Source organism: Kribbella sp. NPDC051936, assembly GCF_040680955.1.
Taxonomy (GTDB): domain Bacteria; phylum Actinomycetota; class Actinomycetes; order Propionibacteriales; family Kribbellaceae; genus Kribbella.
On the sequence record NZ_JBFAXS010000003.1, the window covers coordinates 459,288 to 484,795 of the forward strand.

Annotated in this window: 26 protein-coding genes and 1 riboswitch; of the genes, 11 read left to right on the plus strand and 15 right to left on the minus strand. The window is 69.9% G+C overall.

Annotation, left to right across the window (positions count from 1 at the left end):
* The first annotated feature begins 21 nt into the window (after positions 1–21).
* Genes AB0L64_RS12435 through otsB form a run of 3 tightly spaced genes read left to right on the plus strand, consistent with a single transcriptional unit; the run spans position 22 to position 1,810 of the window.
* On the plus strand, positions 22–330 hold the full coding sequence (locus AB0L64_RS12435; RefSeq protein WP_359938456.1) for a DUF3263 domain-containing protein: 309 nt from the start codon (positions 22–24) through the stop codon (positions 328–330).
* 2 nt (positions 331–332) lie between these two features.
* On the plus strand, positions 333–980 hold the full coding sequence (locus tag AB0L64_RS12440; protein WP_363710238.1) for a LytR C-terminal domain-containing protein: 648 nt from the start codon (positions 333–335) through the stop codon (positions 978–980).
* Complete coding sequence (gene otsB / locus AB0L64_RS12445) at positions 977–1,810, plus strand: trehalose-phosphatase (RefSeq protein WP_363710239.1); 834 nt, start codon at positions 977–979, stop codon at positions 1,808–1,810. The genes AB0L64_RS12440 and otsB overlap by 4 nt, the downstream gene beginning before the upstream one ends.
* Here the strand turns inward: otsB and AB0L64_RS12450 are convergent.
* Entirely contained in the window at positions 1,776–2,243 is a 468-nt protein-coding gene (locus AB0L64_RS12450; protein WP_363710240.1) for a hypothetical protein, read from the minus strand. The genes otsB and AB0L64_RS12450 overlap by 35 nt on opposite strands.
* A 46-nt stretch (positions 2,244–2,289) precedes the next feature.
* Between AB0L64_RS12450 and AB0L64_RS12455 the strand changes: the two genes are divergently transcribed.
* The 5 genes from AB0L64_RS12455 (at position 2,290) to AB0L64_RS12475 (ending at position 7,309) form a co-directional block, all read left to right on the plus strand.
* The gene (locus AB0L64_RS12455) at positions 2,290–3,237 is read left to right on the plus strand and encodes a DNA-3-methyladenine glycosylase 2 family protein (RefSeq protein WP_363710241.1); all 948 of its coding nucleotides are present in this window, start codon (positions 2,290–2,292) and stop codon (positions 3,235–3,237) included.
* 22 nt (positions 3,238–3,259) lie between these two features.
* Positions 3,260–4,486, plus strand: coding sequence for a cation:proton antiporter (locus AB0L64_RS12460; RefSeq protein ID WP_363710242.1), 1,227 nt, complete (start codon positions 3,260–3,262; stop codon positions 4,484–4,486).
* Between the two features lie 65 nt (positions 4,487–4,551).
* Positions 4,552–4,692, plus strand: a riboswitch (SAM riboswitch).
* A gap of 13 nt (positions 4,693–4,705) precedes the next feature.
* Positions 4,706–5,965, plus strand: a complete 1,260-nt coding sequence (gene thrC / locus AB0L64_RS12465; protein ID WP_363710243.1) for a threonine synthase — start codon at positions 4,706–4,708, stop codon at positions 5,963–5,965.
* Positions 5,962–6,237, plus strand: a complete 276-nt coding sequence (locus AB0L64_RS12470) for a ubiquitin-like small modifier protein 1 (protein ID WP_355473980.1) — start codon at positions 5,962–5,964, stop codon at positions 6,235–6,237. The genes thrC and AB0L64_RS12470 overlap by 4 nt, the downstream gene beginning before the upstream one ends.
* 13 nt (positions 6,238–6,250) lie before the next feature.
* A complete protein-coding gene (locus AB0L64_RS12475; RefSeq protein ID WP_363710244.1) occupies positions 6,251–7,309 on the plus strand; it encodes a zinc-dependent alcohol dehydrogenase family protein in 1,059 nt (352 codons plus the stop codon).
* On the opposite strand, the gene AB0L64_RS12480 is transcribed toward AB0L64_RS12475, so the two are convergent.
* From AB0L64_RS12480 to AB0L64_RS12490, 3 genes are all read right to left on the minus strand, one after another.
* Positions 7,310–8,533 (minus strand): hypothetical protein, encoded by a 1,224-nt coding sequence (locus AB0L64_RS12480; RefSeq protein WP_363710245.1) that lies wholly within the window; start codon positions 8,531–8,533, stop codon positions 7,310–7,312.
* A 228-nt stretch (positions 8,534–8,761) separates the two neighbouring features.
* Positions 8,762–9,709: a dihydrodipicolinate synthase family protein gene (locus AB0L64_RS12485; protein WP_363710246.1), complete on the minus strand. Its 948-nt coding sequence runs from the start codon at positions 9,707–9,709 to the stop codon at positions 8,762–8,764.
* 20 nt (positions 9,710–9,729) lie between these two features.
* Positions 9,730–10,842 carry a dipeptide epimerase gene (locus AB0L64_RS12490; protein WP_363710247.1) on the minus strand — a complete coding sequence of 371 codons (1,113 nt, stop codon included), beginning with the start codon at positions 10,840–10,842 and terminating at the stop codon, positions 9,730–9,732.
* Positions 10,843–10,937: 95 nt separating this feature from the next.
* Here AB0L64_RS12490 and AB0L64_RS12495 point away from each other — a divergent pair, with 95 nt between their 5' ends.
* The 3 genes from AB0L64_RS12495 (at position 10,938) to AB0L64_RS12505 (ending at position 13,584) form a co-directional block, all read left to right on the plus strand.
* Positions 10,938–11,912, plus strand: coding sequence for an LLM class flavin-dependent oxidoreductase (locus AB0L64_RS12495; protein WP_363710248.1), 975 nt, complete (start codon positions 10,938–10,940; stop codon positions 11,910–11,912).
* 97 nt (positions 11,913–12,009) lie between these two features.
* Positions 12,010–13,092 (plus strand): hypothetical protein, encoded by a 1,083-nt coding sequence (locus tag AB0L64_RS12500; RefSeq protein ID WP_359938491.1) that lies wholly within the window; start codon positions 12,010–12,012, stop codon positions 13,090–13,092.
* 27 nt (positions 13,093–13,119) lie between these two features.
* On the plus strand, positions 13,120–13,584 hold the full coding sequence (locus AB0L64_RS12505) for a hypothetical protein (RefSeq protein WP_363710249.1): 465 nt from the start codon (positions 13,120–13,122) through the stop codon (positions 13,582–13,584).
* Here the strand turns inward: AB0L64_RS12505 and AB0L64_RS12510 are convergent.
* The 11 genes from AB0L64_RS12510 to AB0L64_RS12560 all read right to left on the minus strand — a co-directional run bounded on the left by AB0L64_RS12510 (position 13,581) and on the right by AB0L64_RS12560 (position 25,433).
* Positions 13,581–15,218, minus strand: coding sequence for an MFS transporter (locus AB0L64_RS12510; protein WP_363710250.1), 1,638 nt, complete (start codon positions 15,216–15,218; stop codon positions 13,581–13,583). The two genes, AB0L64_RS12505 and AB0L64_RS12510, sit on opposite strands and share 4 nt — an antisense overlap.
* Positions 15,219–15,313: 95 nt before the next feature.
* Positions 15,314–16,189 carry a carbohydrate ABC transporter permease gene (locus AB0L64_RS12515; RefSeq protein WP_363710251.1) on the minus strand — a complete coding sequence of 292 codons (876 nt, stop codon included), beginning with the start codon at positions 16,187–16,189 and terminating at the stop codon, positions 15,314–15,316.
* Positions 16,190–17,119, minus strand: a complete 930-nt coding sequence (locus AB0L64_RS12520; RefSeq protein ID WP_363710252.1) for a sugar ABC transporter permease — start codon at positions 17,117–17,119, stop codon at positions 16,190–16,192.
* Positions 17,116–18,360: an extracellular solute-binding protein gene (locus tag AB0L64_RS12525; protein ID WP_363710253.1), complete on the minus strand. Its 1,245-nt coding sequence runs from the start codon at positions 18,358–18,360 to the stop codon at positions 17,116–17,118. The genes AB0L64_RS12520 and AB0L64_RS12525 overlap by 4 nt, the downstream gene beginning before the upstream one ends.
* A 111-nt stretch (positions 18,361–18,471) precedes the next feature.
* Positions 18,472–20,502: a hypothetical protein gene (locus AB0L64_RS12530; protein ID WP_363710254.1), complete on the minus strand. Its 2,031-nt coding sequence runs from the start codon at positions 20,500–20,502 to the stop codon at positions 18,472–18,474.
* Positions 20,503–20,629: 127 nt separating this feature from the next.
* Positions 20,630–21,202, minus strand: coding sequence for a hypothetical protein (locus AB0L64_RS12535; protein WP_363710255.1), 573 nt, complete (start codon positions 21,200–21,202; stop codon positions 20,630–20,632).
* Positions 21,199–22,347: an L-histidine N(alpha)-methyltransferase gene (locus tag AB0L64_RS12540; RefSeq protein ID WP_363710256.1), complete on the minus strand. Its 1,149-nt coding sequence runs from the start codon at positions 22,345–22,347 to the stop codon at positions 21,199–21,201. Before AB0L64_RS12540 ends, AB0L64_RS12535 begins: the two co-directional genes overlap by 4 nt.
* A 57-nt stretch (positions 22,348–22,404) precedes the next feature.
* The gene (locus tag AB0L64_RS12545) at positions 22,405–22,605 is read right to left on the minus strand and encodes a cold shock domain-containing protein (protein WP_350278708.1); all 201 of its coding nucleotides are present in this window, start codon (positions 22,603–22,605) and stop codon (positions 22,405–22,407) included.
* A gap of 27 nt (positions 22,606–22,632) precedes the next feature.
* Positions 22,633–23,769, minus strand: coding sequence for a Cmx/CmrA family chloramphenicol efflux MFS transporter (locus AB0L64_RS12550; RefSeq protein ID WP_363710257.1), 1,137 nt, complete (start codon positions 23,767–23,769; stop codon positions 22,633–22,635).
* Between the two features lie 150 nt (positions 23,770–23,919).
* Positions 23,920–24,111 carry a hypothetical protein gene (locus tag AB0L64_RS12555; protein ID WP_355696124.1) on the minus strand — a complete coding sequence of 64 codons (192 nt, stop codon included), beginning with the start codon at positions 24,109–24,111 and terminating at the stop codon, positions 23,920–23,922.
* Entirely contained in the window at positions 24,108–25,433 is a 1,326-nt protein-coding gene (locus AB0L64_RS12560) for a PspC domain-containing protein (protein WP_363710258.1), read from the minus strand. Before AB0L64_RS12560 ends, AB0L64_RS12555 begins: the two co-directional genes overlap by 4 nt.
* Positions 25,434–25,508: the final 75 nt, after the last annotated feature.

The following is a 25,508-nucleotide window of genomic DNA, read 5'->3' on the forward strand; positions in this document are numbered from 1 at the left end:
CCGCACAGGAGTCAGCAGCAGATGGACAGCGCCAACGCCAGCTCTCCCGGCCCCGCCGAAGCTGCGCCGCCGGTCGTCGCCGGGCTCTCTGAGAGGGACGGCCAGATCCTTGCCTTCGAGCGGCACTGGTGGAAGTACGCCGGAGCGAAGGAGCAGGCGATCCGGGACCAGTTCCAGATGTCGGCGACCCGCTACTACCAGGTCCTGAACGCGCTCATCGACCGCCCCGAGGCGCTCGCGCACGACCCGCTGCTGGTCAAGCGCCTGCGCCGCCTCCGCGCCGCCCGCCAGCGCGCCCGCTCCGCTCGCCGCCTGGGCATCGAGGTCTGACCATGTCCCGCCCTCGTGGCGACCAGGGTCAGGTGCTGTCCTCCCTCGTTGCCGTGGCAGCTGTGGTCGCGATCGTGGCCGGACTGCTCGTGCTGTTCGGGACCCGTGGGCACGACAGCAAGGCCGACGAGAAGCCGGCCGGCGCGAGTACGCCGAAAGCGTCGGAGAAGCCGTCCACCGGGCCTTCAACGGTTGGGGCCAGCGTGCCGAAGCCCTCGACCAAGCCGACCACCGAGCCGACTCCCGAGCCGACCACCGCACCCAGCAGCGAGCCGACGTCCACCGAGCCCACCACCCAGCCGAGCCGGCCGTCAGAGACGACACAGGCCACGCAGCCGCCGAAGCCGACGCAGCCGGTGACGATTCCGGCCGAGGAGCGCCCGGCGATCGAGGTGTACAACAACACCTCGCAAAGGGGCCTGGCCGACTCGGTCGCGAACCGTGCGCGGCAGGCCGGCTGGACGGTGGCGGGCTCTCCGGACAACTGGCACGGCAAGATCGCCGAGAGCACGGTGTACTACCCGCCGGGCATGCTCGACGCCGCCAACCAGCTCGCCCGCGACATCGGTGTCGGCCGGACCAAGGGTGCGCTGGACAACATGAAGAAGGATCGCCTGACCGTCATCCTGACCTCGGACTACTCAGGATGAGTCCTCCGGTCATTCAGACCGAGGCGGGACGGGAAGGCTGGGAAGCCATCGTCTCGGACCCGGCGAGTGCCGTGATCTCGTCGGACTTCGACGGCGTCCTCTCGCCGCTCGTCGAGGACCCGGCTTTGTCCCGCCCGGTCGAGGGCGCTCTGGACGCGCTGGCCCGGCTCGCCCGGAGCGTGAACCAGGTCGCGATCGTCACCGGCCGGCCCGCGCTGGTCGCCACCGAGCTGTCCGGGGTGAGCGGTCACCCGGGGCTCGGGAATCTCGTCGTCCTCGGGCACTACGGGCTGGAGCGCTGGGACGCCGCCACCGGGATGGTGACGAGTGAGCCGGTGCCGCCCGGTGTCACGACGGCTCGGGACCGGCTGCCGGGACTGTTGCGCGAGGCCGGCGTACCGGACGCGTTCGTGGAGGACAAGGACAGCTCGCTGGCGGTGCACACCCGCCGGCTGGACGATCCGGTCGGGGCCTTCGAACTGCTCCGGGCGCCGTTGGCCGCGCTCGCCGAGGAGACTTCGTTGCGGCTCGAGCCGGGCAACCTCGTGCTCGAGCTGAGGCCGCCCGGGATCGACAAGGGCGTCGCGCTCCGCGGCCTGATCGAGTCGACCGGCGCCCGATCGATCCTGTACGCCGGTGACGACCTCGGCGACCTGGCGGCGTACCGGGCGGTCCAGGCCGAGCGGGAGACCGGGTTGCGCGCCGTACTGCTGGCCACGCGGTCCTCGAACGCCGCCGAGCTGATCGAGGCCGCGGATGTCGTCGTCGACGACCCGAGCGGCGTGGTGACCGTCCTCACGGCGCTTTCGGACGCGATCTCAGCACGCTGAGGGTCTGCGTCACGGTCTTGCCGATCGGCTGGATCGGCCGCTCGACATAGCCGCCGTCCTTCAGGTTCGCGAGCCGCTCGAACGGGTTCCGCGACGCCGGGTCGCCGGTGAGCAGGAACGAGACGACCACGCCCACGACGTACAGCGGGAGCATCAGCAGGCCGATCAGGCAGAAGTACTGCCACGAATGCCGCTCCTCGTGCCGGACCAGGGCCGGGTTGTCGAAGTACGTGCGGTCGTGCTTGCTGAGTACGACGTTGCCGATCGTGAACGCGCCGGCGATCGGAAAGCCGAGCTTGTACTCGTTCGCGAAGAACAGCCCGCGCGGCCCGCGAGTGAACTTGGCCCGACCGAGCACGCCGACGAACGCGCCGGCCACGGTGGACAGGTTGAGGAAGTTGCCCACCACCTTGACCCACTGCCAGGCGTTCATGGGGATCAGTATGAATTCTGTCGGAGCGGTGGGTAAGACTTGGCGGGTGAGTTCGGTGGTGCGGGTCTGGCGGCCTGGGCGGGTCGTGGATCCACAGTCGGTGATCGGCGGGTTGCGCAAGGGCCCCGGTGACCCGGCGTACGTGTTCGACGCGGGGCGGCGGACCGTGTGGCGGGCGACGCGGACCCCGGACGGGCCGGTGCTGCTGCGCCTGACGCCGTACGCCGGATTCGTCGAGGCGGAGGCCTGGGGACCGGGGTCGGAGTGGGCGCTCGACGGGGTGCCGGAGCTGCTCGGCGACCGGGACAGCTGGGACGGGTTCGAGCCGCTGCCCGAGCACCGGGTGCTGGTGGACGCGGCGCGGCGCTTCCCGCATCTGCGGGTGCCGCGGACCCGGGCGGTGTTCGAGGCGATGGCGGCCGCCGGGATCGAGCAGGTAGTGACCGGCAAGGAGGCGTTCCGGGCGTGGCGACTGCTGCTGCGGGAGTACGGCGAGCCGGCGCCAGGGCCTCATCAGCAGGGCAACCGGGTGATGATGGTGCCGCCGGCGCCGGAGGAGTGGCGGCAGATCCCCTCCTGGCAGTGGTTGCGCGCCGGTGTCGAGGGCCGGCGATCGCGGGTCGTCATCACGGCCGCGACCCGGGCGAAGGCGCTGGAGCGGACGCTCGAGCTGAGTGACTCCGCGGAGATCGAGCGGCGGCTGCGGTCGCTGCCGGGAGTCGGCGTGTGGACGGCGGCCGAGGTGCGCCAGCGGGCTCACGGCGACGCGGACGCCTTCTCGTTCGCGGACTACCACGTGTCGCGGAACGTGTCGTACGCGCTGATCGGCGAGGAGCTCGACGACGACGGCTGCGCCGAACTGATCGAGCCGTACCGCGGTCACCGCTTCCGGGTGCAGCGCCTGATCGAGCTGGCAGGCATCGGCCATCCTCGCTTCGGCCCGCGCAAATCCCTGCCCACCCACACGCCGGGGGCCACGCATCGCCTGAGGTAGCCCTGGGCACAGGTGCCTGACGATGATCATCAACGGGGACGGCCTGTATCTCGTGGCAGGCCTGGCACTGCTGCTCGGTGCCGTACTGCCCCGGGTACTGGCGCGGTACGCCGTTTCGGCGCCGATCGCCTTCATCGGTGCGGGCCTGATCCTCGGCCTCGCCGTCGACCGCGCCCCCCTGAGCCCGATCGCGCAGCCGGCGCTGACGAAGCACCTGGCGGCGCTGACCGTGATCGTCGCGCTGATGGGCGTCGGCCTGGCCATCGACCGGCCGATCAGCCTGCTCACCTGGGCAGTCACCTGGCGATTGCTGTTCGTCGCGATGCCGGCCGGGATCGCGGCGCTGGCCGGGGCGGGTTGGCTGCTCGGGCTCGCTCCGGCGACCGCGCTCCTGATCGCGGCGGTGCTGGCGCCGACGGATCCGGTGCTCGCGTCCGACGTCCAGGTGGAGGGGCCGACGACCGGCGAGGACGCCGAGCTCGACGAGGACGACGAGGTGCGGTTCGCGCTCACGTCCGAGGCGGGCCTGAACGACGGGATGGCGGCGCCGTTCGTGTACCTGGCGGTCTTCGTCGCGACCAAGACCCTGTCGCCGTGGCAGTGGGTCGCCTGGGACGTGGTCGGGAAGTCGCTGATCGGGGTCGCGATCGGCTTCGGTGCGGGCTGGTTGCTCGGGCGGATGACGTTCTCGGCGCCGGCCCGGAGCCTGCGGCTGTCGGAGGCCCGGGAGCCGGTGCTCGCGCTCGCTCTGACGGTCGGGGTGTACGGGCTCACCCAGGTGCTGCACGGGTACGGGTTCATCGCTGTGTTCGTCGCGGCGCTCACGCTGCGGTCGGTGGAGAGCAAGCACGCGTTCCACGGCGAGCTGCACGACTTCATCGGTGAGCTCGAACACATCCTCACGTGGGGCGTCCTGCTCCTGCTCGGCGCCGCGGTCACCGCCGGGCTGCTGAAGCCGCTCACGGTCGCCGGCGCCGCTGTCGGCGTACTGCTGGTCTTCGTGGTTCGTCCGCTGTTCGGGTGGCTGTCGCTCGCGCGCTCGGGGCTCCGGCGGTCCGAACGCTGGGCGACGGCGGCGTTCGGCGTCCGCGGCGTGTCGTCGGTGTACTACCTCGCCGCGGTCGGAGCGCATTTCCGGGACGACCTGCCGTGGCTCTGGGCGACACTGGGGTTCACGGTGATCCTGAGCGTCGTTGTGCACGGGGTTGCGGCGACGCCGGTGATGCGCTTCCTGGAGCGCCGGGGCTGAGATCCCGCGTCTCGGATACTGAGAACGCGGGACACAATATGGACCCGATTGGGTAATCTCGGGGGAGCTCATCCAGAGGGACTGAGGGAAACGGCCCGTTGACGTCCCGGCAACCCTCCCCGTCGAGACCCCGTCCGGGGCTCTCCGCGAGGGAACGGTGCCAAATCCGTCCCGCGCCGAGATCCGGCGACCGGGGAAGATGAGGAGGGAACCTCACTCATGAGCCTGACCGCCACCCACACGATCCGTGAAGGTGCCTTCGGCAACGGTACGCACCTGAGCTGTCGCGCCTGTGGGGCGAAGTCGCCGCTCGGCCCGTTCTACGCCTGTATGGAGTGTTTCGGTCCGCTCGAGGTCGGATACGAGTACCCGAACATCACCCGCGAGCAGATCGAGGCCGGCCCGAAGAACATCTGGCGGTACCAGCCGCTGCTGCCCGTCCCCGTGGATGTGGCCAGCTTCCCGAACACCGAGCCCGGCTACACCCGGCTCGTCGACGCGCAGAACCTGGCCCGCGAGCTCGGGCTGCGCAAGCTGTGGGTGAAGGACGACTCGGGCAACCCGACGCACTCCTTCAAGGACCGCGTCGTCGCCTCCGCCCTGAGCGCCACCCGCGAGCTCGGCATGAAGGTCTTCGCCTGCCCGTCCACCGGCAACCTGGCGAACGCGGTCGCCGCGGCCGCCGCCCGGGCCGGCATCCGCTCGGTCGTGTTCATCCCTCACGACCTCGAGCGGCCGAAGGTGATCACGACCGCCGTGTACGGCGGGACGCTGGTCGCCGTCGAGGGCAACTACGACGACGTGAACAAGCTCGCCTCCGAGATCGCCGGTGAGGAGGAGGGCTGGGCGTTCGTGAACGTGAACGTCCGCCCGTACTACTCCGAGGGCTCCAAGACGCTCGCCTTCGAGATCGCCGAGCAGCTCGGCTGGCGGCTGCCGCAGCAGATCGTGATCCCGGTCGCGTCCGGGTCGCAGCTGACCAAGATCGACAAGGGCTTCACCGAGCTCGGCAAGCTGGGCCTCGTCGACGCCACCGACTACAAGGTGTACGGCGCGCAGGCGACCGGCTGTTCGCCCGTCGCGCAGGCGTTCCGCGACGGGCACGACGTGGTCAAGCCGGTGCGCCCGGACACGATCGCGAAGTCGCTGGCGATCGGCAATCCGGCCGACGGGCCGTACGTGCTGGACGTCGCCCGCCGGACCGGCGGCGCGATCGAGGACGTCAGCGACGACGAGGTCGTCGAGGGCATCCAACTGCTGGCCCGCACCGAGGGCATCTTCGCCGAGACCGCGGGCGGGGTGACCGTCGCGACGCTGAAGAAGCTGATCGCGACCGGCCAGCTCGACCCCGAGGCCGAGACGGTGATCATCAACTCCGGCGACGGGCTCAAGACGCTCGACGCCGTGGCCGACCGGGTCGGCCCCAAGGTGACCATCCCCGCGTCGTACGACGCCTTCGTGAAGGCAGGCCTGCAGTGAGTGTGAGCGTTCGCGTCCCGACCATCCTGCGGCCCTACACCCAGGGCGTGTCCGAGGTGTCCGCCGAGGGCACGACGCTGACCGAGGTGCTCGACTCGCTCGACGCGTCGTACCCCGGCATCAAGGGCCGTGTCCTGGACGACGCGGGCGAACTCCGCCGCTTCGTCAACGTGTACGTCGACGACGACGACGTCCGCTTCGCCGAAGGCCTGCAGACCACCATCAAGGACGGCGGCCAGGTCTCGATCATCCCCGCGGTCGCCGGCGGCTGATTAAGCTGCTCTGATGCGAGCGGTTGTTGTCTCGGAGTACGGCGTACTGCCTGAGGTTCGTGAGGTTGCGGAGCCTGTTGTCGCGGACAGTTCGGTGGTCTTGAAGGTCGAGGCCACCGGGCTGTGCCGCAGTGACTGGCATGGGTGGATGGGGCACGACTCCGACATCGTGCTGCCGCATGTGCCGGGGCATGAGCTGGCCGGGACGATCGCCGCGGTCGGTGCCGGTGTGACCGGGTGGGCGGTCGGGGATCGGGTGACGACGCCGTTCATCTGTGCATGCGGCTCGTGTGAGCAGTGCCTTGCCGGTGATCAGCAGGTGTGCCCGAATCAGTTGCAGCCCGGGTTCAACTACTGGGGATCGTTCGCCGAGTACGTCGCCGTACCGTATGCCGCGGTGAACCTGGTCCGGCTGCCCGACGACATGGACTTCGCCACCGCCGCGGGCCTCGGGTGCCGTTTCGCCACGTCGTTCCGCGCCGTCCACCAGGTCGGCAAGGTCGTCGCCGGCGAACGCGTCGCGATCTTCGGCTGCGGCGGCGTCGGTCTCTCCGCCGTCATGATCGCCGCCGCCCTCGGTGCGGAAGTCATAGCCATCGACACCAACCCCGAAGCGTTGACTCTGGCCCGCGAGCACGGCGCCACCCACACCCTCCAGGCCCCGGCCGCTCCGGCCTCGCCGGCTTCTCCGGCTGACCGGTCGGCGGTCGGCGCGGTCGAGCGGATCAAGGAGCTTGGTGGAGCGCATGTCACCATCGACGCACTCGGCTCCAGTGCCATCGTCCAGCAGGCCCTTCTGTCCCTGCGCCCCCGCGGCCGCCACGTCCAGGTCGGCCTCCTCCCCGACGGCGTACAGCTGGACGTCGGCCGCCTCATCGCCCAGGAACTGTCCTGGCTCGGCAGCCACGGCATGCCCGCCCACGCCTACCCCGAGATGCTCGCTCTAGTTGCCAACGGCAACCTCAACCCCACACAACTCGTCACCCGCACCATCACCCTGACCGAAACCCCCGCCGCCCTCGCTGCCCTCTCCAACGGCACCCCACCAGGCGTCACCGTCATCATCCCGTAGCTACAGGCGGATCAGGTAGACCGTGGGTGGGCGGCCGGTGCGGCCGTGTTGTTGGGTGCCGGTGGGGGCGGCGAGGCCGGCTCGTTCCAGGCGTTTGAGGACTCGGCGGGCGGTGCGGAGTTGGACGGCGAGGTGGTCGGCTACGTCTTGGGTGGTGAGGCCGTCGGGGAGGGTGGCGGTGAGTTCTCGCATGCGGGCGAGGGTTTGGGTGTTGAGGCCGACCCGGCGGGCCAGGAGCGGGAGGCTTTCGGTGCCGCGGGCGCCGGCCGGTTGTTCGCCGGAGGGCTCGATGACGATCTCGACGTCGTCGGACATCGAGACCACCCCGGCAACAGTGCCGATCGAGGCGGCGCGGCCGACTGCGCGGCGGGCGAGTGCTTCGGCTTCGGCAGCCGTCCGGCCGACGCCGAAACCGACGTACGCCGTGGTGTGCCGGGCCGCGAGGTGGTCGAGCAGCGGCATCCGGGAGAACTGTTCGGTGGCCTGTTCGAGCAGCCCGCGGGTGGTGACGACGAGGTGCCGGCCGTCGGGCAACGCCGCGAGGCTGCCGCCGAGGGTGATGAGGTCGGCGGCCAGCGCGTCGTCGGGCTCGGGGAGGTCGATGACGCCGAGCGCGACCTGGGCGTCGCCGACGTGCTGGCCGGTGGTGGTCAGGATCAGCGCCTGCAGGGTGGAGCGGATCGAGTACCGCGACGGCGCGAGCCGCACGGACGGCATCTCGTTCTCGATCAGGTGGAACGCCGAGCCCAGGCAGCTGATCGCGACCTTCGTGTCGTGCTTGTCCCGCGCGGTGCGGTGGAACGTGACGATGTCGTCCGACGTCAGGCCCGGCCGGTACGGCAGCACCTGGATCTGGTCCGTCGGCAGCTTCGCCTCGATCAGGGTCTCCAGGACCTCGGCCCGCCGCAGCGTGTCGATCGAGAACCGGGTGACGTTGTGCCCGAGCCGCAGCAGCTCGACCAGTGCGCGCAGCAGGGTCGCCCCGTCGTACGAGACGTACATCGCGGGCCGGTCGATCACCCCGGCCTCGGTGGCGATCGTGTACGGCACGACGCCGGTGAACAGGAAGGCGTCGACGTGGCTGTGCGCCTGCTCGACGAGCTCGACGGCCTCGGTCTCGTGCCGGTACGGCAGCGGCAGCAGGGTGGTCCCGCTGGGGGCGCCGACCACGGTCACTCGCTGGACCAGGTCCTCAGGCCCGACCACCCCGACCGCAAGCGCCATCAGTCCACCGAGCCTGGAGCTGAGCAGATCCTCACGGCGGTCCTCCGACGACTTCTGGTCTGGCCCTCAAGTCGCAGAATAGCGCAGCGGGCTCCGAGATCTTGACGTTCAGGCCTTGCTCTCCTAGTTTCGGTCAATACCACAATTGCCGCCACCCCCTGCGGTGGGCCCGGGGAGCGTCGGTGTGGTGGAGCGAAGGAGGGAGCGCGCCACCTCACTGCTCCCTGGCTAGTGCAGCTCCTCGAGGCAGCGGATCACCAGATCGCGCTCGCCCGGCGGCAGCTCCGGCCCGTACGGGTCGTGGGCGGCCGCGGCCGGCACCAGCCCCTCCCACTCGGCCGCCCACAGCATCCGCTGCACGTAGCCCTCGATCGGCGCGTAGAACGTCGCCGCCGCGAACCGGTCCAGCCGCTCCGACGCGGTCAGGAACCCTGAGTGGTCGCCGGCCGTCCAGGCCCGCAGTACGGCGGCCGACAGCTCGACCTGCGCGGACGCGATCCCGACGAGCGCCGTGTCCGCGCCCCACATGAACGACGGCCCGTACATCCGGTCCTCGCCGGTGATCAGGAGCTTGCCGGTGCCGCGCCCGGCCCAGATCGCGTCCTGGCAACCGATCGCGCGGTCGAGCGTCGCGGTCTTCACGCCGAGCATCGCGTCCAGCGACAGCAGATCCCGGATCAGCTCGGGCGGATACGGATACCCGCCCGCCTCGCCGTGCAGGTAGAACCCGACGAGCGGCAGTCCGCTCTCGGCCGCGACGCGCTCGTGCAACGCGACGGCCTGTGCGTGGCCGTCCGGCCGCTCGCCCAGCGCTGCCAGCGGATAGACCATCACCGCGTCGGCGCCGCCGGCCGCAGCGGCCCGTGCCATCTCCACCGTCGCGTCCGCGGCGTCGTCCAGCGACTGCGCCGCAGTGGCCTTCGGTACGCCGACACCGGCGACGATCGGCACGTCGGTGGCGGACCGCCACGTCTCGAGCACCTTCGCGCGGTCGCCCGGCGACAGGTACAGCCCGCGCCCGGTGTGCGCCCACACGGCGACGCCGCCGATTGCATGCTTGGTCAGCGTCACGGCGTACGCCGACAGGGCGTCGTAGGCGACGACGCCGTCGGAGTCCATCGGGGTGACGACCGCGGGAAGCAGTGTCCCGCGAAGCCTCTCGACGAGTGGATGCATGATGTCCTCTCAGACCCCTGTTAGACCTGGTGCCCGAGACCGGGGCGTTTCGGTACGTCGATCCAGCCGTCGCAGTCGGCGAACACGCTCGGGGCCAACGGGTCCTCGTCGACCATCAACGGCCCCACCAGGTCCGCCGCGACGGTCGCTCCGGGTACGGCGGCGGCCAGGTGTACGGCGGCCAGTGTGGCCACGCCCAGCTCCGGCATCGAGCCTACCTTCACCGCCAGCCCGGCGGCCTCGGCCACCGCGGCGATCTGTAGCGCCCGGTGCAGCCCGCCGACCTTGAGGATCTTGATGTTCAGTACGTCGGCCGCACCGCGGCGGGCGATCTCCAGCGCGTCGTGCAGTGAGTGCATGCTCTCGTCGACCATGACGCGCACGTCGAGGCGGTCCCGCAACCGCACCAGGCCGGCCAGGTCCCACCGTGGCAGCGGTTGCTCGAGCAGAGTCAGCCCGGCCGCGCTCATCTTGGCGAGGTACGGCAGCGCGGTCGTCGCGTCGTACCCCTCGTTGGCGTCCAGGCACAGCTCGGCGTCGGCGGGGATCGCGGCGCGGACGGCGCGGATCAGTTCGAGGTCCTTCGCCGGGTCGTGGCCGCCCTTGACCTTCAGGTGCCGGAACCCGCGGTCGGCGTACTCGCCTGCCTCGGCGGCCATCTCGTCGAGCGTGCCGAGACCGACCACCCAGGTCGTCTGCACCCGGTCCCGGATGCTGCCGCCGAGGAGGGCGTGCACCGGCCAGCCGCTCATCCGGCCGGCGAGGTCGAACAGGGCGATGTCCAGACCGGACTTGGCGACCTGCTGGCCGCGCAGTACGCCGTCCATCGCGACGTGGGCACCCGCACGGTCGAGCGGGTCGTGGCCGATCAGCGCCGGTGCGAGATGCTCCTCGATCGCGGCCTGGACACCGGCCAGCGTCTCGCCGGTGTACGCCGTCATCGGGGAGGTCTCGCCGATCCCGACGTCGCCGTCGGCCGTGTGCACCTCGACGACCAGGCTGATCAGCTCGTTGCTGACCCCGCTGCTGATCTGGAACGGCCGGCGGTACCGCGCACTGACCACGCGCGTCTTGACCGCGCTGATCGGCGCCGCCCCGGCCGGCAACCCCGCCGGTAGTGCTGCAAGACTCATTTCCGGCTCCTAGGGTCGCAATCTGCGCGGAAAGCATTTACGGTCAAGACCGTAAATACCGTGAGCGCTCCCTGTCAACGGAAGGTGGCACCCCGATGCGGCTGGGTCTGTATCTGAACCTGTACGGCACCCCGGACGAGCGGCCGCAACTGGCCGACGCCGTCGAGCAGGCGCGACTGGCCGAGCAGGCCGGGTTCGAGTGGATCGTGCTCGGCGAGCGGCACCTGCATCGGCCCGGGTACCACGAGATCCTGACGTCGATGACCTGGCTGGCCGCGCACACGTCGCGGATCGGGATCGCGACGGCCGGCATCGTGGCGCCGTTGTACGACCCCGTCGTCCTCGCGGAGACGTTGGCGCATCTGGACGTCCTGTCGGGCGGGCGGCTGACGGCCGGTTTCGTGCTCGGGTACCGGCCGGAGGAGTTCGCGCTGTACGGCGTCACGCAGGCCGAGCGGGTCGCGCGGTTCGAGGAGTGCCTGGACATCGTCACCAGGCTGTGGACCGAGGACGAGGTCAGCTACGACGGCAAGTTCACGAGCATCAGCGAGGCCTACCTGTCGCCGCGCCCGGTGCAGAACCCGCGGCCGCGGCTGTGGAACGGCGGCCGGGTGTCCGCGGTGCTGGAACGGACCGCCCGGATGTGCGACGGCTGGACGACGTCCTTCAACGAGCTGGACGCGGACCTGCCCGGCAAGATCGCCGAATACCTGTCGTACCCGCGCGGCGAGGGCACGCTCGGCGCCGAGGTGATCCTCTGCCGGGAGGGATTCTGCGGGTCGACCTCGCAGGACGCCCGGCAGACGCTCGAGGAGCCGCTGCGCGACCTGTACGACGCCTACACGGGCTGGAAGCGCACCTCCACCGACGCGAGCCGCTACACCCAGGGCTGGGACGAGATCGCCGACCGCAGCGTGATCGGCTCGCCGGCCGAGTGCGCCGAGCGGCTGGCGCACTACGAGCAGATGGGGGCCGACGGCATCGTCCTGCGGATCCAGCCGCCGGGGATGCCGCAGCGGGACGTGCTGCGCTCGATCGAGGCGTTCGGAAATCTCATCGGTTCCAGGTGAGGCGTTACGCAGGGTGTACGTCGTAACCTCTTGGTGACGGAGGTTGTCCCGCCACTGCCGGCGGGACACGGCTGACCGTCGACGGGAGGCGAGCGGGATGGCCGAGGTGGTCTTCTGGATTGTCGTCTTCCTGCGCTTCGCCGTACCGCTGCTGATCCCGCGCTGGCCGCTGCCCGCGGTGCTGGCCTCGCTGGTGCTGGACGCCGCCGACCAGACGATCTTCCAGGCGTTCGGGTACGACCCGCCGTTCTACCAGAGCTACGACAAGGCGATGGACGTGTTCTACCTGTCCATCGCCTACCTGGCGAGCCTGCGCAACTGGTCGAACCTGCACGCGGTCAAGGTCAGCCGCTTCCTGTTCTTCTACCGCCAGATCGGCGTGCTGCTGTTCGAGCTCACCGGCGTCCGGACGCTGCTGCTGATCTTCCCGAACACGTTCGAGTACTTCTTCATCGCCTACGAGGGGATTCGCGCCCGCCGGAACCCGCTGCGCTACAGCCTGCGGTTCTGGGTGCTGGTGGCCGCCGGGATCTGGATTTTCGTCAAGCTGCCGCAGGAGTACTGGATCCACGTCGCCGAACTCGACTTCACCGACACGGTCCGCGACGTCGCCTGGTTCGGGCCGGCCGTGGTGATCGGGCTGCTCGCCCTCGCCGCCGTGGTCTGGTTCGTGGTGCGGCCGCGGCTGCGGCCGCCGGACTGGCGGCTGCGGCTGACGGCCGATCCGCTGCCGGCCGCGATCGACGAGGCCGGCGAGCGGGCCGCGTTCCGGGCCGAGCACGGCAGGGTCTTCGGCTGGTCGGCGGTGGAGAAGATCTTCCTGATCGGCATCATCAGCGTGATCTACGGCCGGGTGCTGCCGGGCGTCGACGTCAGCGACTTCCAGCTCTTCCTCGGGATCGCGTTCTTCGTCGTGATCAACTCCGCGATCGGCCTGTGGGCCGCCCGGCGCGGCTACGGGTGGGACTCGGCCGCGATCTCGTTCGCCGTCGTCTTCGGGCTGAACGTGCTGATCGTGTTCGTCGAGGACCTGCTGTTGAGCCGCCGGGGCGACGGCCTGTCGCTCGGCGACACGTTCTTCTTCATCTTCCTGTTCAGCATCCTGACGGTGCTCTACGACCGGTACCACCCGGTCAACGAGTACCGCACGGCCGCCGCGAAGAACGAGGTCACGCCCTAGACCGCACACCGAACCGAGGAGCTCACGATGTCAGACGGCGACACCCCCGGGACGCACCGGCGCCCGGGCGAGGTCGAGGTGCCCGAGTGGCCGAGCCGATGGGTCGGCTGGATCCTCTTCGCCGGCGTGATGATGATCGTGCTCGGGATCCTGCATGCCTTCCAGGGGTTCATCGCGATCTTCCACGACGACTACTTCCTGGTCCGCACCACCCGGTTGGCGATCGAGCTCAACTACGACTCCTGGGGCCTGATCCACCTGATCCTCGGCCTGGTCGTGGTCGTGTCCGGCATCGCACTGCTCAACGGCCGGCTGTGGGGACGGATCGTCGGCGTGATCCTGTCGGTGCTCAGCATCGTCGTGAACGCCGCGTTCCTGGCGGCGTACCCGATCTGGTCCACGATCCTGATCGCGGTCGACATCCTGGTCATCTGGGCCCTCACCGTGCACGGCGACGAGATGCGGACGATGCTCGAGGCCCGCGAGCGCTAGGTCTTCGGGTCGGGTTGTGCACCGGCGGTGGGTTGCCGGGTCGGAAGATGGGCCGACAGGAACAGGGACAGCAGCGAGATCAACGCCAGGGCGGCCAGGGACGCGCGCAGCCCGTCCAGCCGGGCCTGCTCGTTCTCGTCGATGACCGCGTCGGCGGTGGTCTGGTCCACCTTGGCGTCGGAGAGCGCCTGACTGAGCTGGTCGTTCGAGACGAACGGGACGCCGCCCGCGAGCTTCATCTCCGCCTGCGACGACACGCTCGCAGGAACGTCCGGATTGTTCTTGATCCCGGTCAGGAACGACGTGGTCAGTGCCGAGATCAGGATCGCGCCGGCCAGGGCGGTTCCGATCGAGGAGCCGAGGAACGTGATCGAGTTCTGCAGTCCACCGACCTCGCCGCTCTCCTCGTCGGGCACCGAGCTGACGGTGACGGCGCCGAGCTGCGACGCCAGCGCTCCGATGCCGAGCCCGGCCAGCAGCAGCGGCACGGTCACGACGTCGGCACCGACGCCGATGTCGAGCCCTGCGATCAGCAACACGATCCCCAGGAACAGCAGAGCGAAGCCGACCCGGACCGCGCGCCGCGGCGACGCCTGCGGCCGGAGCCGCGGTACGCCGATCGCGGTGGCCAGCAACCCCAGTGACAACGGCAGCAGCCGCAGGCCGGTGTCGATCGCCGACAGGCCGAGGGCGATCGACAGGAACAACGGGACGACGAAGAACAGCCCGGCCTGCAGCAGGTACTGGAAAAGGAACGAGGTGAGCCCGGCCCGGAGCCGTTGGTTGCCGAACATCGCCGGGTCGACCAGGACTCCCTCCCCGCGGTTCGTCCGGCGGCGCTCCCAGGCCATGAAGCCGACCAGGACGGCGCCCCCGCCGAGGACCAGCCAGACGACCGGTGACAGACCGAGCCAGGACGGGGCGCCCTGCTTCGGGTTGACGAACCCCCAGGAACCCGCCCGCAGCACCCCGAAGACGATCAGACCGAGCCCGGCCGCGGACAGCGCCGTACCGACCAGGTCGAGCTTCGCGGAGCGATCGGCGGGGACGTCGGCGATCCGGCGGGTCATCGCCAGGATGCCGAGCACGATCAGGACCTCACCGGCGAACACCGAGCGCCAGGACAGGTAGGTGGTGAACAGGCCGCCGATCAGCGGGCCGAGCGCGACGGCGATCGCGGCCGCCGCGGCGACGGCGCCGTACGCGCGCGGCCGCTGGGACTTGTCGAAGTTGGAGGCCACCAGCGCGACGATGGCGGGCATGATCAGCGCCGCGCCGATCCCTTCCAGCCCGGACCAGCCGATCATCAGCACCGTCAGGTTGGGCGACAGCGAGGTGGTCAGCGAGCCGGCCCCGTAGATGATGCAGCCGATGCCGAAGGCGCGCTTGCGGCCGAGAATCTGGCCGAGCTTGCCGCCGGTGATCATCAGTGACGCCATCACCAGGGTGTAGAGCGTGATGGCGGACTGGATCCCGGTCACCGTCGTCCCGAGATCCGCGGCCACCGTGGCGATCGACACGTTCATCACCGAACTGTCCAGCGCCATCAGGAACTGGCCGGACGCCAGAGTGACCAGCACCGTCCGCGAGCCGGTCGCGGTGCGCACGCCGGAGGCCGGCGCGTCGCTGCTCATCTGCGCACCCCTCCCCGTCCGGATTCCGGCCGGACGAGGTCAGTAGAGCGCACCCGCCGGCACCCGGCATCGTCCGCGCCGGGTGATGGCGGGCGTCAGGCCTTGAGGCCCGACATCGCGATCGAGTCGGTGAGGTAGCGCTGGAGGAGGCCGAAGACCAGCAGGCTCGGGACGACCGTGATGGTCGCGCCGGCCATCAGCTGGTTGATCGGGACGGCCTGGCCCTGGAGGGTGGCGAGGCCGACGGTGAGGGTCTGCATCTTGCCGGACTGGCCGATGACGAGCGGCCAGAGGAAGTCGTTCCAGTGCCAGAGGAAGACGAAGATGCCGAGCGTGGCCAGCACCGGGCGGACCAGCGGGAGCACGATCATGGTGAAGATCCGCCATTCGGGGGCGCCGTCGATCTCGGCGGCCTCGAAGAGCTCGTCGGGGAGCTGCAGGATGAACTGCCGCATCAGGAACACGGCTTGCGAGTTCGCCAGCGTGGGCACGATCAGGCCCCAGTAGCTGTCCACCCAGTCGAGCTTCGCGACCAGGATGTACGACGGGATCAGCGTCGCCTGGAACGGGACCATCAGCGTGGCGAGGAACGCCCAGAACATGATCTCCCGGCCGGGGAACTTCTTCTTCGCGAACGCGTACCCGGCCATCGCTGCGAACAGCAGCACCAGCGCCACCGACACCAGCGAGTAGAGCAGCGAGTTCACCGTCCAGCGCGGGATGTCCGAGCTGGACAGCACCTTGGAGAAGTTCGCCAGCGTGAAGTTCGCCGGGTTCAGCGCGTCCGGGAACGTCTGCCCGCTGGGCGGCGCGAACGCGACCAGCACCATCGCCGCGAACGGTACGACGGTGACGATCGCGGTCAGCGTCAGCAGCGTCGGCAACGTCAGCCGGGCCGCGGTCCCACGCCGGGCCGCCGCCGGCGGCTCCGCGACCGGGCGGACCGGCGGGCGGTCGAGTACCTGGGCCATCTAGTCGTCCCTCCCGACGAGCCGGCGCTGTACGAGCGAGACGATCAGCACGATCAGGAACAGCACCAGGCCGATCGCGCTGGCGTAGCCGAAGTCGAAGTACTTGAACCCGCTGTCGTACAGGAAGTACACGAGCGAGTAGCTGGAGCGCACCGGGCCGCCGCCGGTCATCACGTACATCGCGTCGAAGACCTGGAACGCGCCGATGGTCTCGATCACCAGCACGAAGAACAGCACCGGCCGCAGCTGCGGCAGCGTCACGTACCGGAACCGCTGCCAGGTCCCCGCGCCGTCGATCATCGCAGCCTCGAGGTACGACTTCGGCACCGCCTGCAGGCCCGCGAGCAGGATCAGCATCGAGTACCCGAAGCCCTTCCAGGCCGAGGTGAGGGCGATCGAGGGCAGCACGGTGTTCGACTGGCTGAGGAAGTCGATCGGGCCGATCGAGACCAGCCCGAGGACGGCGTTCAGCAGCCCGTCCTGCGCGTCGTAGATCCACTTCCAGATCACCGCCGCCAGCACGATGCTGGTCACGTACGGCAGGAAGAACACGCCGCGGAAGAAGCCCCGCCGCCACACCACCTGGTGCAGCAGTACGGCGGTGCCGAGCGACAGCAGGACCGTCAGCGGGACGAAGATCACCGTGTAGGTGATCGTCACCAGCAGGGCCTCGTGGAACACCTTGTCCGAGAGCAGGCGGGTGTAGTTGTCGAGCGCGATGAAGTCCCATTTCCCGCTGATCCGGTAGTCGGTCAGCGAGAGGAAGAACGCCCCGATCGCCGGCAGGAACCGGAACAACAAGAACAAGACCAGCATGGGCAGGACGAACACGAAGCCCACCCACGGGCGTTTGAGCGTGCCGCGCCGGGCCGGGCCGGCGACGGGTCCCGCCCGACCCGCCGCCGCGTCCGGCTGCCGTGCTTCGGTCAACGCTGCCTCGAGAGCAGGTCGTTGGCCTGCTTGGCCGCGTCGTCCAGGGCCTGCTGGGGCTGCTTCTTGCCGGTCAGCACGGCCTGGATCTCGGTGCTCAGGAACGACATCACCTGCCGCGCCGACGGGTTCGGCTCACCCGGTACGGCGTACTGCAGCGCGTCGCGGAACTTCGCCGCGTTCGGGTCGGTCGACGCGGACTTGGCGTCGCTGCGCGGCGAGTAGAACCCGGACGCCTTGCTGAGCGCGTCCAGCTGCGCGGACTGCATCATGAACGACAGGAACTTCTTCGCGCCGTCGACGTTCTCCGAGGCCGCGTTCACGACCAGACCGCCGGGGAGCCCGAACCCGACCTGCTTCTTGCCGGTCAGCGGCGCCCCGAGCTCGACGTTCGCGGCGCCCCAGGTCGGCGTCACCGTGGCGACGTCGGCCGGCACGCTGGTCATCGCCATCGCGACCTGACCCTTGCCGAACGGCGAGTCGGCGACCACGTTGCCCGCGGTGAGAGCGGTCTTCGGGATCGCGCCCTGGTCCCACAGGCTCTTCAGGAAGGTCAGCGCCTCCAGGCCCGGGGCCTGGTTGAACGCGACGCTCTTGCCGTCGTCGGCGAACACCTTCCCGCCGGCCTGCCACAGCAGCGGGTAGAAGTTCAGGTTCAGCGTCGCCTCCGGCGAGGCCGAGTAGTCCAGGGTGGAGAACCCGGCCGCCTTGAGCTTCGGCGCGGCGGCCTTGATCTCGTCCCAGGTCGCCGGCGGCTTGCTGATGCCGGCCTTGGTCAGGACGGTCTTGTTGTACATCGTCGTGGTGACGGTGTGGTAGATCGGGGCGCCGTACACCTTGCCCTCGACCGTCAGGCCGGGGATCGCGGCCGGCAGGAACTTGTCCTTCTCCGGCGCGACCACGTCGTCGACCGGCTCCAGCGAGCCGCTCTTCACGTACTGCGGGATCTGGTCCGGGATCATCAGCAGGACGTCCGGGCCCTTCCCGCCGGAGAACGCGGCCGCGACCTTCTCCTCGCGGCCCTTCCACGGCTGGTTCTCCAGCTTCAGGTCGACACCGGAGTTGGCCGCCTCGAAGTCGGTCTCGACCTTCTTCCAGTACGCGTCGCTGGCCGCCTGGTCGGCGATCACCGGGTACATCCAGAGCGTGACGCTCTTCTTCGAGTCCGAGGAGCCCGAGTCGCCTCCGCCGCAGGAACTGAGCGCGGCGGCGAGCACGAGCGCCGTGAGTGGTGCCGCCATGCGGCGGACGGTGGATCTCATCGCACCCCCAGGGTGTCCGGAAGTCAGGGCCGGAAGTAGTGAAACCGAATAACGGTCAGGACCGAAAGTAGCCGGGGTGAATTTCGGCTGTCAACGGCTGATATCAATCCGGAACAGCTCGGAGCCGCTCGTCATCAGCAGTTGGTGGTCTCCGCGGACGCCGAGCCGCCGGTGCGCGTGCTGCACGAACACCGTCGGGACCGAGTTCTTCCCCGGCGCGATCCGGTAGATCTTGTTCAGGTCGATGCTCACGTAGACGGCCTCCGAGGTCGCGACGATGTCGCCGCTGGAGGTCGTCGTCCCGAGCGTGAAGGACTTCTTCAGCTTGCCGCTGTCCGGGGCCAGCGCGAAGACGGTCTTCCCGGCCACGCCCCACAGCAGCCCGTCCGGGCCCATCGTGACCGCCGAGACCGTCGCGGCCTTCGCCACCGGTACGACCTCCCAGAGCTTCTTCTTGCCGGCTACGTCCCACGCGAACACTGTGCCCGCTTCGCGGGTCGGCGGGGTGGTCGTCAGGCCGCCGGCGATCGACGTTCCGCCGTACACGATGCCGCAGTGCGCGGTGAGACCGAAAACGGACTCGTCCTGGACGACGTTGCGGTACTTCTCCGCGGTGTTCGTCGCCGGGTCGTAGATCACCAGCGCGCCGCCCAGTCGGTCCCCGTCGGGGATCGTGCCGACCGCGATCTTGCCGTTCACCTCGGTCAGCGCGCGGGCCCGGGTCTGGAACAGGTCGGGCTTCAGGTTCAGCAGCTGCTTGGGGTTGTCCGGCGTACCGGGCGGGCCGGGGGAGTACTCCGGGCTGCTCCAGGGCTTCGTGGTGTCGTAGGAGTAGAGGCGGGCCTCCGGATAGGCGCCGACCCAGACGGTGCCGTCGGAACCCTCCATCAGGGCCTCGACCTGGGAGAACCGGTTGAACTTCGCCTCGCCGGTGGTCGGGTTGACCACCGAGACGCCGCCGTTGAGGAAACCGCCGGCGTAGATGTCGTCCTTGCCGCCCGCCACGGACAGGATCTCGATCGGCTCCCGCCGGACCTTGGTGGTGAAGATCTCGGACTTGCCGGTCTGCGGGTTGTACCGGAACTCCTCGCCGCGCCACAGGGTGCCGACGACGCTGGTTCCCGGGTAGTCGGGCAGGCCCAGGTCGGCGTACCCGATCGAGCGGGCGTTCTGGATCCGGCCGGTGAAGGTCAGGCCGGTGCCGGTCAGCGTCTTGGTGGCCGGGTCGTACTTCTTCAGTTCGCTGCTCTGGATGAGGTACAGCGAGCCGTCCGCGCCGATCGGGGAGATGTCCAGACCGTGCGCGTTCGGGATCTCGTCCACCCAGGTCCGCGAAGCGATGTCCCAGACGTACAGCGGGCCGGGGAACGCGGTGCTGATCCGCGCGTACACGCGCCCGCCGCGCGCGTTCAGGTCGTACACGACCTTGTCGGAGGGGTCGCCGAGGCCGGGCGGCGACGGCAGCTCGGTGATCGCGCCGGTGGCCGCGTCGACCTCCATGATGTGCGCGTCGGGCATCGTGCCGGCGTAGACCTTGCCGCCGGCGTAGTCGATGCTCTTGACGTAGGTCTGGCCGGCCAGGACCGTGCCGTAGTCGCGGACGGCGCCGGTCTTGTCGTCGTACCGGAACACCTTCCCGTGCGGGAACGTCCCGCCGTACACGTTGCCCTGGTCGTCGGTGGCGATCCGCCAGATGAACGTCTCGGTGGCGATCGGCCGGCCGAGGTCCTCGACGGCGCCGCCCGGGCGCAGCCGGTACAGGTGGCCGTTGTTGTAGGTGCCGACGTAGATCGTGCCGTCCGGCGTCGCGGCGACCGCGTAACTGCCGTCCGCTCCGGGCAGCGCCGCCGAGAGCAGGCTGTCGCCGGTGGCCGGGTCGATGGCGTTCAGGTACGCCGGACTTCCGGTGGACACGTTCCAGATCGCGGCCTTGCCGTTCGGGCCGGGTGCGACGGTGCCCCCGATGAGGAGTACGTCGGACAGCGGCGTGCCGAGCGAGACGACCGTGCCGGTCGGCGGTGCGGGCGGCCCGGCGGGCGCCGCGCCGGCAGGTGGCGCCGAAGGGGCCGTGACGAGCAGAGCGGCGAGTGCCAGTGCGAGAAGGGAGCGGACTGATCGCATGCGATTGCCTCCGGGGGGCCTATTTACGGTCCTGTCCGAAAGTGAAGCTCTCACGGCGTGGCCAAGTCAACGGCTCGGGAGAATTTGCCACTACTGACAGCAACCGGTCCGGTTACGGCCCCCGCCGTTAAAGTCCGGGCAGCGCGCCGAGCAGCTTCTCGAGCTTCTCGCGGGTGGCCGCGAAGTAGCTGTTCTCGCGGTGCAACGCGCGGTGGAACGCGGCCAGTTCGGCCGCCGAGATGGTGTTCGAGAACGTGCTGATCTCGGTCAGGTCGAGCCGCCGGTTGAACAGGTGCACGGTGTCCCGCCACCGGTGCAGCTGCCCGACGAGCTCGGCGTCGCGGCGCAGGCCGAGGGCGCCGGACACCAGCGCGAGATCGACCGCCGACACCACCAGCCGCGGATACACCTGCCGGGCGGTCGGGGCGTCGGGCGAGAACCGGTCGTCGTTCAGCAGCCGGGTGTTCTCGTGCAGCTCGTCCGCGACGGCCCGCAGCACCTCGGTACGGCGTTCCGCCTCGGCGGTCAGCCGCTCGACGAAGATGCCGGTCAGACCGGCCACCAGCGTGAGCGAGTTGACGGCCGGCTCCCAGCGCGAGTTCTCCGGCCAGAAGAACCAGATGACACCGAGAACGAATGCCAGCGCGAGCAGGCCGTACGTCACCACGCTGACGACGGCCCGCCGGTTGATCCGCCTCACGTGGCCCAGATGTCGTCGGCGAGGCTGCGGGCGCTCTCGCCGGCTGCCTCCGGTGCGAGCAGCAGTAGCTCCAGGCCGAACGGGTTCGGACGGCGGGTGTACCGGAACTGGGACTGGATCGCCTCGACCGGCGTCAGCTTGCAGGCCTCGGTGAGCCGCTTCAGCCGGGTCGTGGAGTACTTGCGGGTGGTGTAGAGCCGGATCGTGTCACCGATCGGCAGCACCACCTCGGTGTGGTCCGGCAGCTCCATCCGGACCTCGTCGCCGGTGTCGTTCTGCCAGAGGATCTTCACCAGCAGGGCGTCGTCGTCCTCGACCTCGCCGACGAACTTGACCAGCTCGTTGTTGATCTTGAGGTCGGTGTTGTACCGCAGCGCGCTGGTGACGAACTCCGCGAACGCGCGGGTCTGGTGGTACTCGTCCGCGGCCGCGTCGGCGGTCTCCTGGTCCAGGCGCGTCGTACTGGCCACTTCGAGCAGCAGCCGGTCCTGCGCGCGCAGCCCCTGGGTCAGGGTGCCGAGCAGTTCCTCGTCGCTGTCGAAGTTGGCCAGCGTGTTGCCGGTCAGCGTGAACAGGATCGGCTCGTCGCCGACCAGCCGGGCGAGCATCTCGGCCAGCTCTTCCATGTTGTCCGCGATCGAGAAGTCGAGCTGGACCGGCAGCAGCTGGGCGACCGGGAACCGGGCGTCGCGCACCGGTTGGGTCCCCATCCGGAGCATCTCGGAGCTCATGTCGACCGGGATGTAGTACATGTTCCGGTTCTGCCGGCGCAGGTCGCCGACGATGGTGCGGTCCTTGACGCCGGTGCCGACGCCGAGGCTGACGACGTGGAAGCCGCCGTTCTCGACGTGCGGCCGGACCTTGCGCCAGTGCCGCTGGAACGACTCCGCACCGGCCTTCATGACCAGGTAGAACGGGTCGTTCGTCGCGTTCGCCCAGGCGATCGTGGGGCCGATCCCCCAGTAGGAGAAGCCGGAGGTGATCTGCTTGCCGTCGCCGGTCGTCGAGAACGGCCCGCGCAGGTCGCCGGTCAGCGTCGCGAGCTTGTCCGTCTGGTCCTCACCGGTCAGCACCAGCGACCAGGCGAAGTCGTCGTCGGCCAGCGCATGCTCGAGCTTCCGGATCACGGGTACCGGCTCTGTCACGTCTCACCCCTCACACGATGAGACGTCAGGCTACCGGTTCGCGACGGTGCGTGCCGGTCAGATCGGAGTGACCGCGTCGGCCTCCCGGCCCTTCGGCCCGTCGACGATCTGGAACTCGACGTGCTGGCCGTCCTCGAGGGTCTTGTACCCGTCGGAGACGATCTTGCTCCAGTGCACGAACACGTCGTCCTGTCCGTCGACGGCCAGAAAGCCGTAGCCCTTGTCGGCGTTGAACCACTTCACGGTGCCGCGCACCATCGGAACTCCTTGACCACGGGACCCGCTTCACCCGGGCCCCTCGCGATCCACAAGCTTAATGGAGCCGCCTGCGACCAGCGCGACGCCCACGAGCGCCGCGCTGACCCAGAGCGGTCCGCGGAACCCGGCCGCGCCGATCGCCGGCCCGCCGAGCAGCGGTCCGGCGGCGGCGCCGACGTTCAGCGCGGCGGTGGCCAGTCCACCGGTCAGCACGGGCGTCCCGCTCCCGGCGTACAGGCTGTAGGCGATCAGCGTCGACCCGACCGCGAACGACAACCCGCCCTGGAGCAGCACGAGCAGCACGGTCGGTACGACGGACGCCGCGGTGAGCGCGAACGTGCACCACCCGAGGAGCAAGATGCCACCGGCAACCAGTACGAGCCGGTCGTCGCGCCGGTCGGCGTACCGGCCCGCGACCGTCACGCCCGCGAACGAGCCGAGGCCGAAGAGCGCGAGCATCAGCGGCACCCAACCCACGCCCAGCCCGGTGACCTCGGTGAGCACCGGGGAGAGGTACGTGAACGAGCAGAACGTCGCGCCGTTGACGAGGGCCCCGAGCAACAACAGGACGGCGAGCCGGGGCCTGATGTGGAACCGGCCCACCGTGGCCGGACCGGCGCCCCGCGAAGGGACCGAGCGGAGGATCCCGAGCAGCGCCGGGAGCGAGATGATCGCGACCGCCCAGAACGCGGACCGCCAGCCGAGGTACTGGCCGAGCACGGCGCCGGCCGGTACGCCGACGATGCACGCGAGCGTCGTACCGCCGAGCAGGACGGAGGTCGCGCGGCCCTTCGCGTCCGGCGGGACCAGGCCCGCGGCGGTGGCCAGGGCGACGGCCAGGAAGCCCGCGTTCGCGAGCGCCGCGAGGACCCGGGTGCCGAGCAGAACGGCGAAGTCGGTGGTCAGCGCGCCGACGACGTGGACGGCCAGGAAGACGGTCAACGTCAGCAGCAGGGTCCGCCGGCGCGGCCAGCGGGCGCCGAGCACGGCGATCGCCGGGGCGCCGACGATCATGCCGAGCGCGAACGCGGACGTCAGACAGCCGGCGGCGGGGATGGAGACGCCCAGGTCGCGGGCGATGTCCGGGCCGAGCCCGGAGAGCATGAATTCGGACGTTGCCTGGGCGAAAACGGCCAGGCCGAGCAGATACAGCACGAAAGGCATGGAGAGGCTCCGTAACCAGTGGAGGACGGCATGAGTCGTCTCCGGCGGTTCCGGCGGGTCACACGGAACGGCCGGTGGTTACGGTCTGTCCGCCTCCGGGCTGGTCACGCCATGGAGCCTAGAGAAGCGCAGACACCCACGTCCACCGAGTTAGACGCGACGCGACGCGGCCAGGCCGAGGAGTCCGGCCGTGACCAGCAGCAGGGCGCTGGTCACACCGAGGTCGTCGGTCTGCAGGACGCCGTTGTCGGTGAGCATCCAGATCGTGGCAGCGCCGCTCAGCACCGTGCCGGCCACCACCCCCGGCACGTCCGGCCTGGTCTTGCGGGGTTGCTGGCTCATCCGCGCTCCACCTTGATACTGCCCAGCCTGAGATCCAGGTCCAGGGTGACCTGCGACGGGCCGGCCTTGCCGTCCGCGCCGAGGTCGTTGAGCTTCAGTTCGGCATTATGGCCGCCCTGGTGCTGGTCGAGGAAGGCGACGTCTCCCATCTCGGTCGACAACGCGCCCTGCACGTCGACGTCGGCCGGCAGCTTCACGATCACCTCGCCGACGCCACCGTGCACGTCGACCTTGGCGCCCGGGCCGAACTTGGCCTGAGTCAGGTCCAGCTTCACCGACCCGGCGTCGAACTGGTAGCTGGTGCCGGTCGCGGTGATCGTCTGGCTGGCCGGCGCGACGTAGTTGGTGTCGGCGAAATTCTTCGGAACGTCCGGGAACACGGTGCTCGCGATGGCGCCCGCGGCCAGCAGGATGCCGAGCGGCAGCAGCGCCAGCGTGCGGCCGACGAACCCGCCGAGCAGCATGCCGCCGCCGAGCGTGGCCAGGCCGATGATCAGCATGGTCGCCGTGGACGCGCCGGCCAGCGCGGCGATGCCGATCGCGATACCGGTCAGGACGACGATGATCGACTTGACCCCGCGCATGCCCTTCGCGGGCGGCTCGGCGGGCTTGCGCGCGGCCGGCGCGGCGGCCGGCTCGTCGACGTACAGGCCGAGAGGGTCGTCCTCGGTCCACACAGCCTGGACCGGTTCGACGGTGCGGTCCTGGGGTCGCTGTGTGGCCGAGGACGCCGGGCCCGCCGGGGGAGCTGACGGGCCGGTCTGCGGAGGCACGTACGCCGTGGTCGGCTGCGGGCCGGCGTACGGCGAGGACGCCGGGGACGCCGGGGACGCCGGGGACGCCGGGGACGCCGGCGGGACCGTGTCCTGCGGGCGCTGTGCCTGCTTGTTGCTGTTGCTCTTGCGCTGCTTCGCGATCAGCCAGATGACTCCGATCACGATCAGCGGGCCGGGCACGAACCGGCCGAAGTCGAACGACGACATCATCGCGATCGCGATGAACACGCAGGCGCCGACCGCCACCGGCCAGAACCACGGGTGGTCGGTCCGGATCCGGTCGCCGAGCACGCCCTGGGCGGCCGAGCGGTCACTGCCCTCGTCGGGCATCAGCACCCAGGCGGCGATGTAGAAGATCACGCCCGGGCCGCTGATGATCAGCACGGCCATCACGACGCGGACCAGAACGGGGTCGATGTTCAGCGCACGGCCGATGCCGCCGCAGACACCCGCGACCCAGCGGTCCGACCTGCTGCGCCGCCAGCTCTGGGGGTTCTGCAGGCGGTCGCGGTCGAACCCGGCGGGTCCACTCTGGTTCTGCTCCATGCCATCGATACTCACACCGGAGTGCGCCGTGGACATCGGGGATGCACCCTGACCACTCCCGGAGAGGCGGGATTT

What these genes read in the sequence shown, in the direction of transcription:
- AB0L64_RS12530 (WP_363710254.1), bottom strand. Translation starts at nt 20,502, where the DNA reads ATGCGATCAGTCCGCTCCCTTCTCGCACTGGCACTCGCCGCTCTGCTC.
- AB0L64_RS12485 (WP_363710246.1), bottom strand. Translation starts at nt 9,709, where the DNA reads ATGCATCCACTCGTCGAGAGGCTTCGCGGGACACTGCTTCCCGCGGTC.
- AB0L64_RS12500 (WP_359938491.1), top strand. Translation starts at nt 12,010, where the DNA reads ATGGCCGAGGTGGTCTTCTGGATTGTCGTCTTCCTGCGCTTCGCCGTA.
- otsB (WP_363710239.1), top strand. Translation starts at nt 977, where the DNA reads ATGAGTCCTCCGGTCATTCAGACCGAGGCGGGACGGGAAGGCTGGGAA.
- AB0L64_RS12435 (WP_359938456.1), top strand. Translation starts at nt 22, where the DNA reads ATGGACAGCGCCAACGCCAGCTCTCCCGGCCCCGCCGAAGCTGCGCCG.
- AB0L64_RS12555 (WP_355696124.1), bottom strand. Translation starts at nt 24,111, where the DNA reads ATGAGCCAGCAACCCCGCAAGACCAGGCCGGACGTGCCGGGGGTGGTG.
- AB0L64_RS12475 (WP_363710244.1), top strand. Translation starts at nt 6,251, where the DNA reads ATGCGAGCGGTTGTTGTCTCGGAGTACGGCGTACTGCCTGAGGTTCGT.
- AB0L64_RS12460 (WP_363710242.1), top strand. Translation starts at nt 3,260, where the DNA reads ATGATCATCAACGGGGACGGCCTGTATCTCGTGGCAGGCCTGGCACTG.
- AB0L64_RS12525 (WP_363710253.1), bottom strand. Translation starts at nt 18,360, where the DNA reads ATGGCGGCACCACTCACGGCGCTCGTGCTCGCCGCCGCGCTCAGTTCC.
- AB0L64_RS12560 (WP_363710258.1), bottom strand. Translation starts at nt 25,433, where the DNA reads ATGGAGCAGAACCAGAGTGGACCCGCCGGGTTCGACCGCGACCGCCTG.
- AB0L64_RS12440 (WP_363710238.1), top strand. Translation starts at nt 333, where the DNA reads ATGTCCCGCCCTCGTGGCGACCAGGGTCAGGTGCTGTCCTCCCTCGTT.
- AB0L64_RS12450 (WP_363710240.1), bottom strand. Translation starts at nt 2,243, where the DNA reads ATGAACGCCTGGCAGTGGGTCAAGGTGGTGGGCAACTTCCTCAACCTG.
- AB0L64_RS12550 (WP_363710257.1), bottom strand. Translation starts at nt 23,769, where the DNA reads ATGCCTTTCGTGCTGTATCTGCTCGGCCTGGCCGTTTTCGCCCAGGCA.
- AB0L64_RS12510 (WP_363710250.1), bottom strand. Translation starts at nt 15,218, where the DNA reads ATGAGCAGCGACGCGCCGGCCTCCGGCGTGCGCACCGCGACCGGCTCG.
- AB0L64_RS12480 (WP_363710245.1), bottom strand. Translation starts at nt 8,533, where the DNA reads ATGGCGCTTGCGGTCGGGGTGGTCGGGCCTGAGGACCTGGTCCAGCGA.
- AB0L64_RS12505 (WP_363710249.1), top strand. Translation starts at nt 13,120, where the DNA reads ATGTCAGACGGCGACACCCCCGGGACGCACCGGCGCCCGGGCGAGGTC.
- AB0L64_RS12545 (WP_350278708.1), bottom strand. Translation starts at nt 22,605, where the DNA reads ATGGTGCGCGGCACCGTGAAGTGGTTCAACGCCGACAAGGGCTACGGC.
- AB0L64_RS12495 (WP_363710248.1), top strand. Translation starts at nt 10,938, where the DNA reads ATGCGGCTGGGTCTGTATCTGAACCTGTACGGCACCCCGGACGAGCGG.
- AB0L64_RS12490 (WP_363710247.1), bottom strand. Translation starts at nt 10,842, where the DNA reads ATGAGTCTTGCAGCACTACCGGCGGGGTTGCCGGCCGGGGCGGCGCCG.
- thrC (WP_363710243.1), top strand. Translation starts at nt 4,706, where the DNA reads ATGAGCCTGACCGCCACCCACACGATCCGTGAAGGTGCCTTCGGCAAC.
- AB0L64_RS12515 (WP_363710251.1), bottom strand. Translation starts at nt 16,189, where the DNA reads ATGGCCCAGGTACTCGACCGCCCGCCGGTCCGCCCGGTCGCGGAGCCG.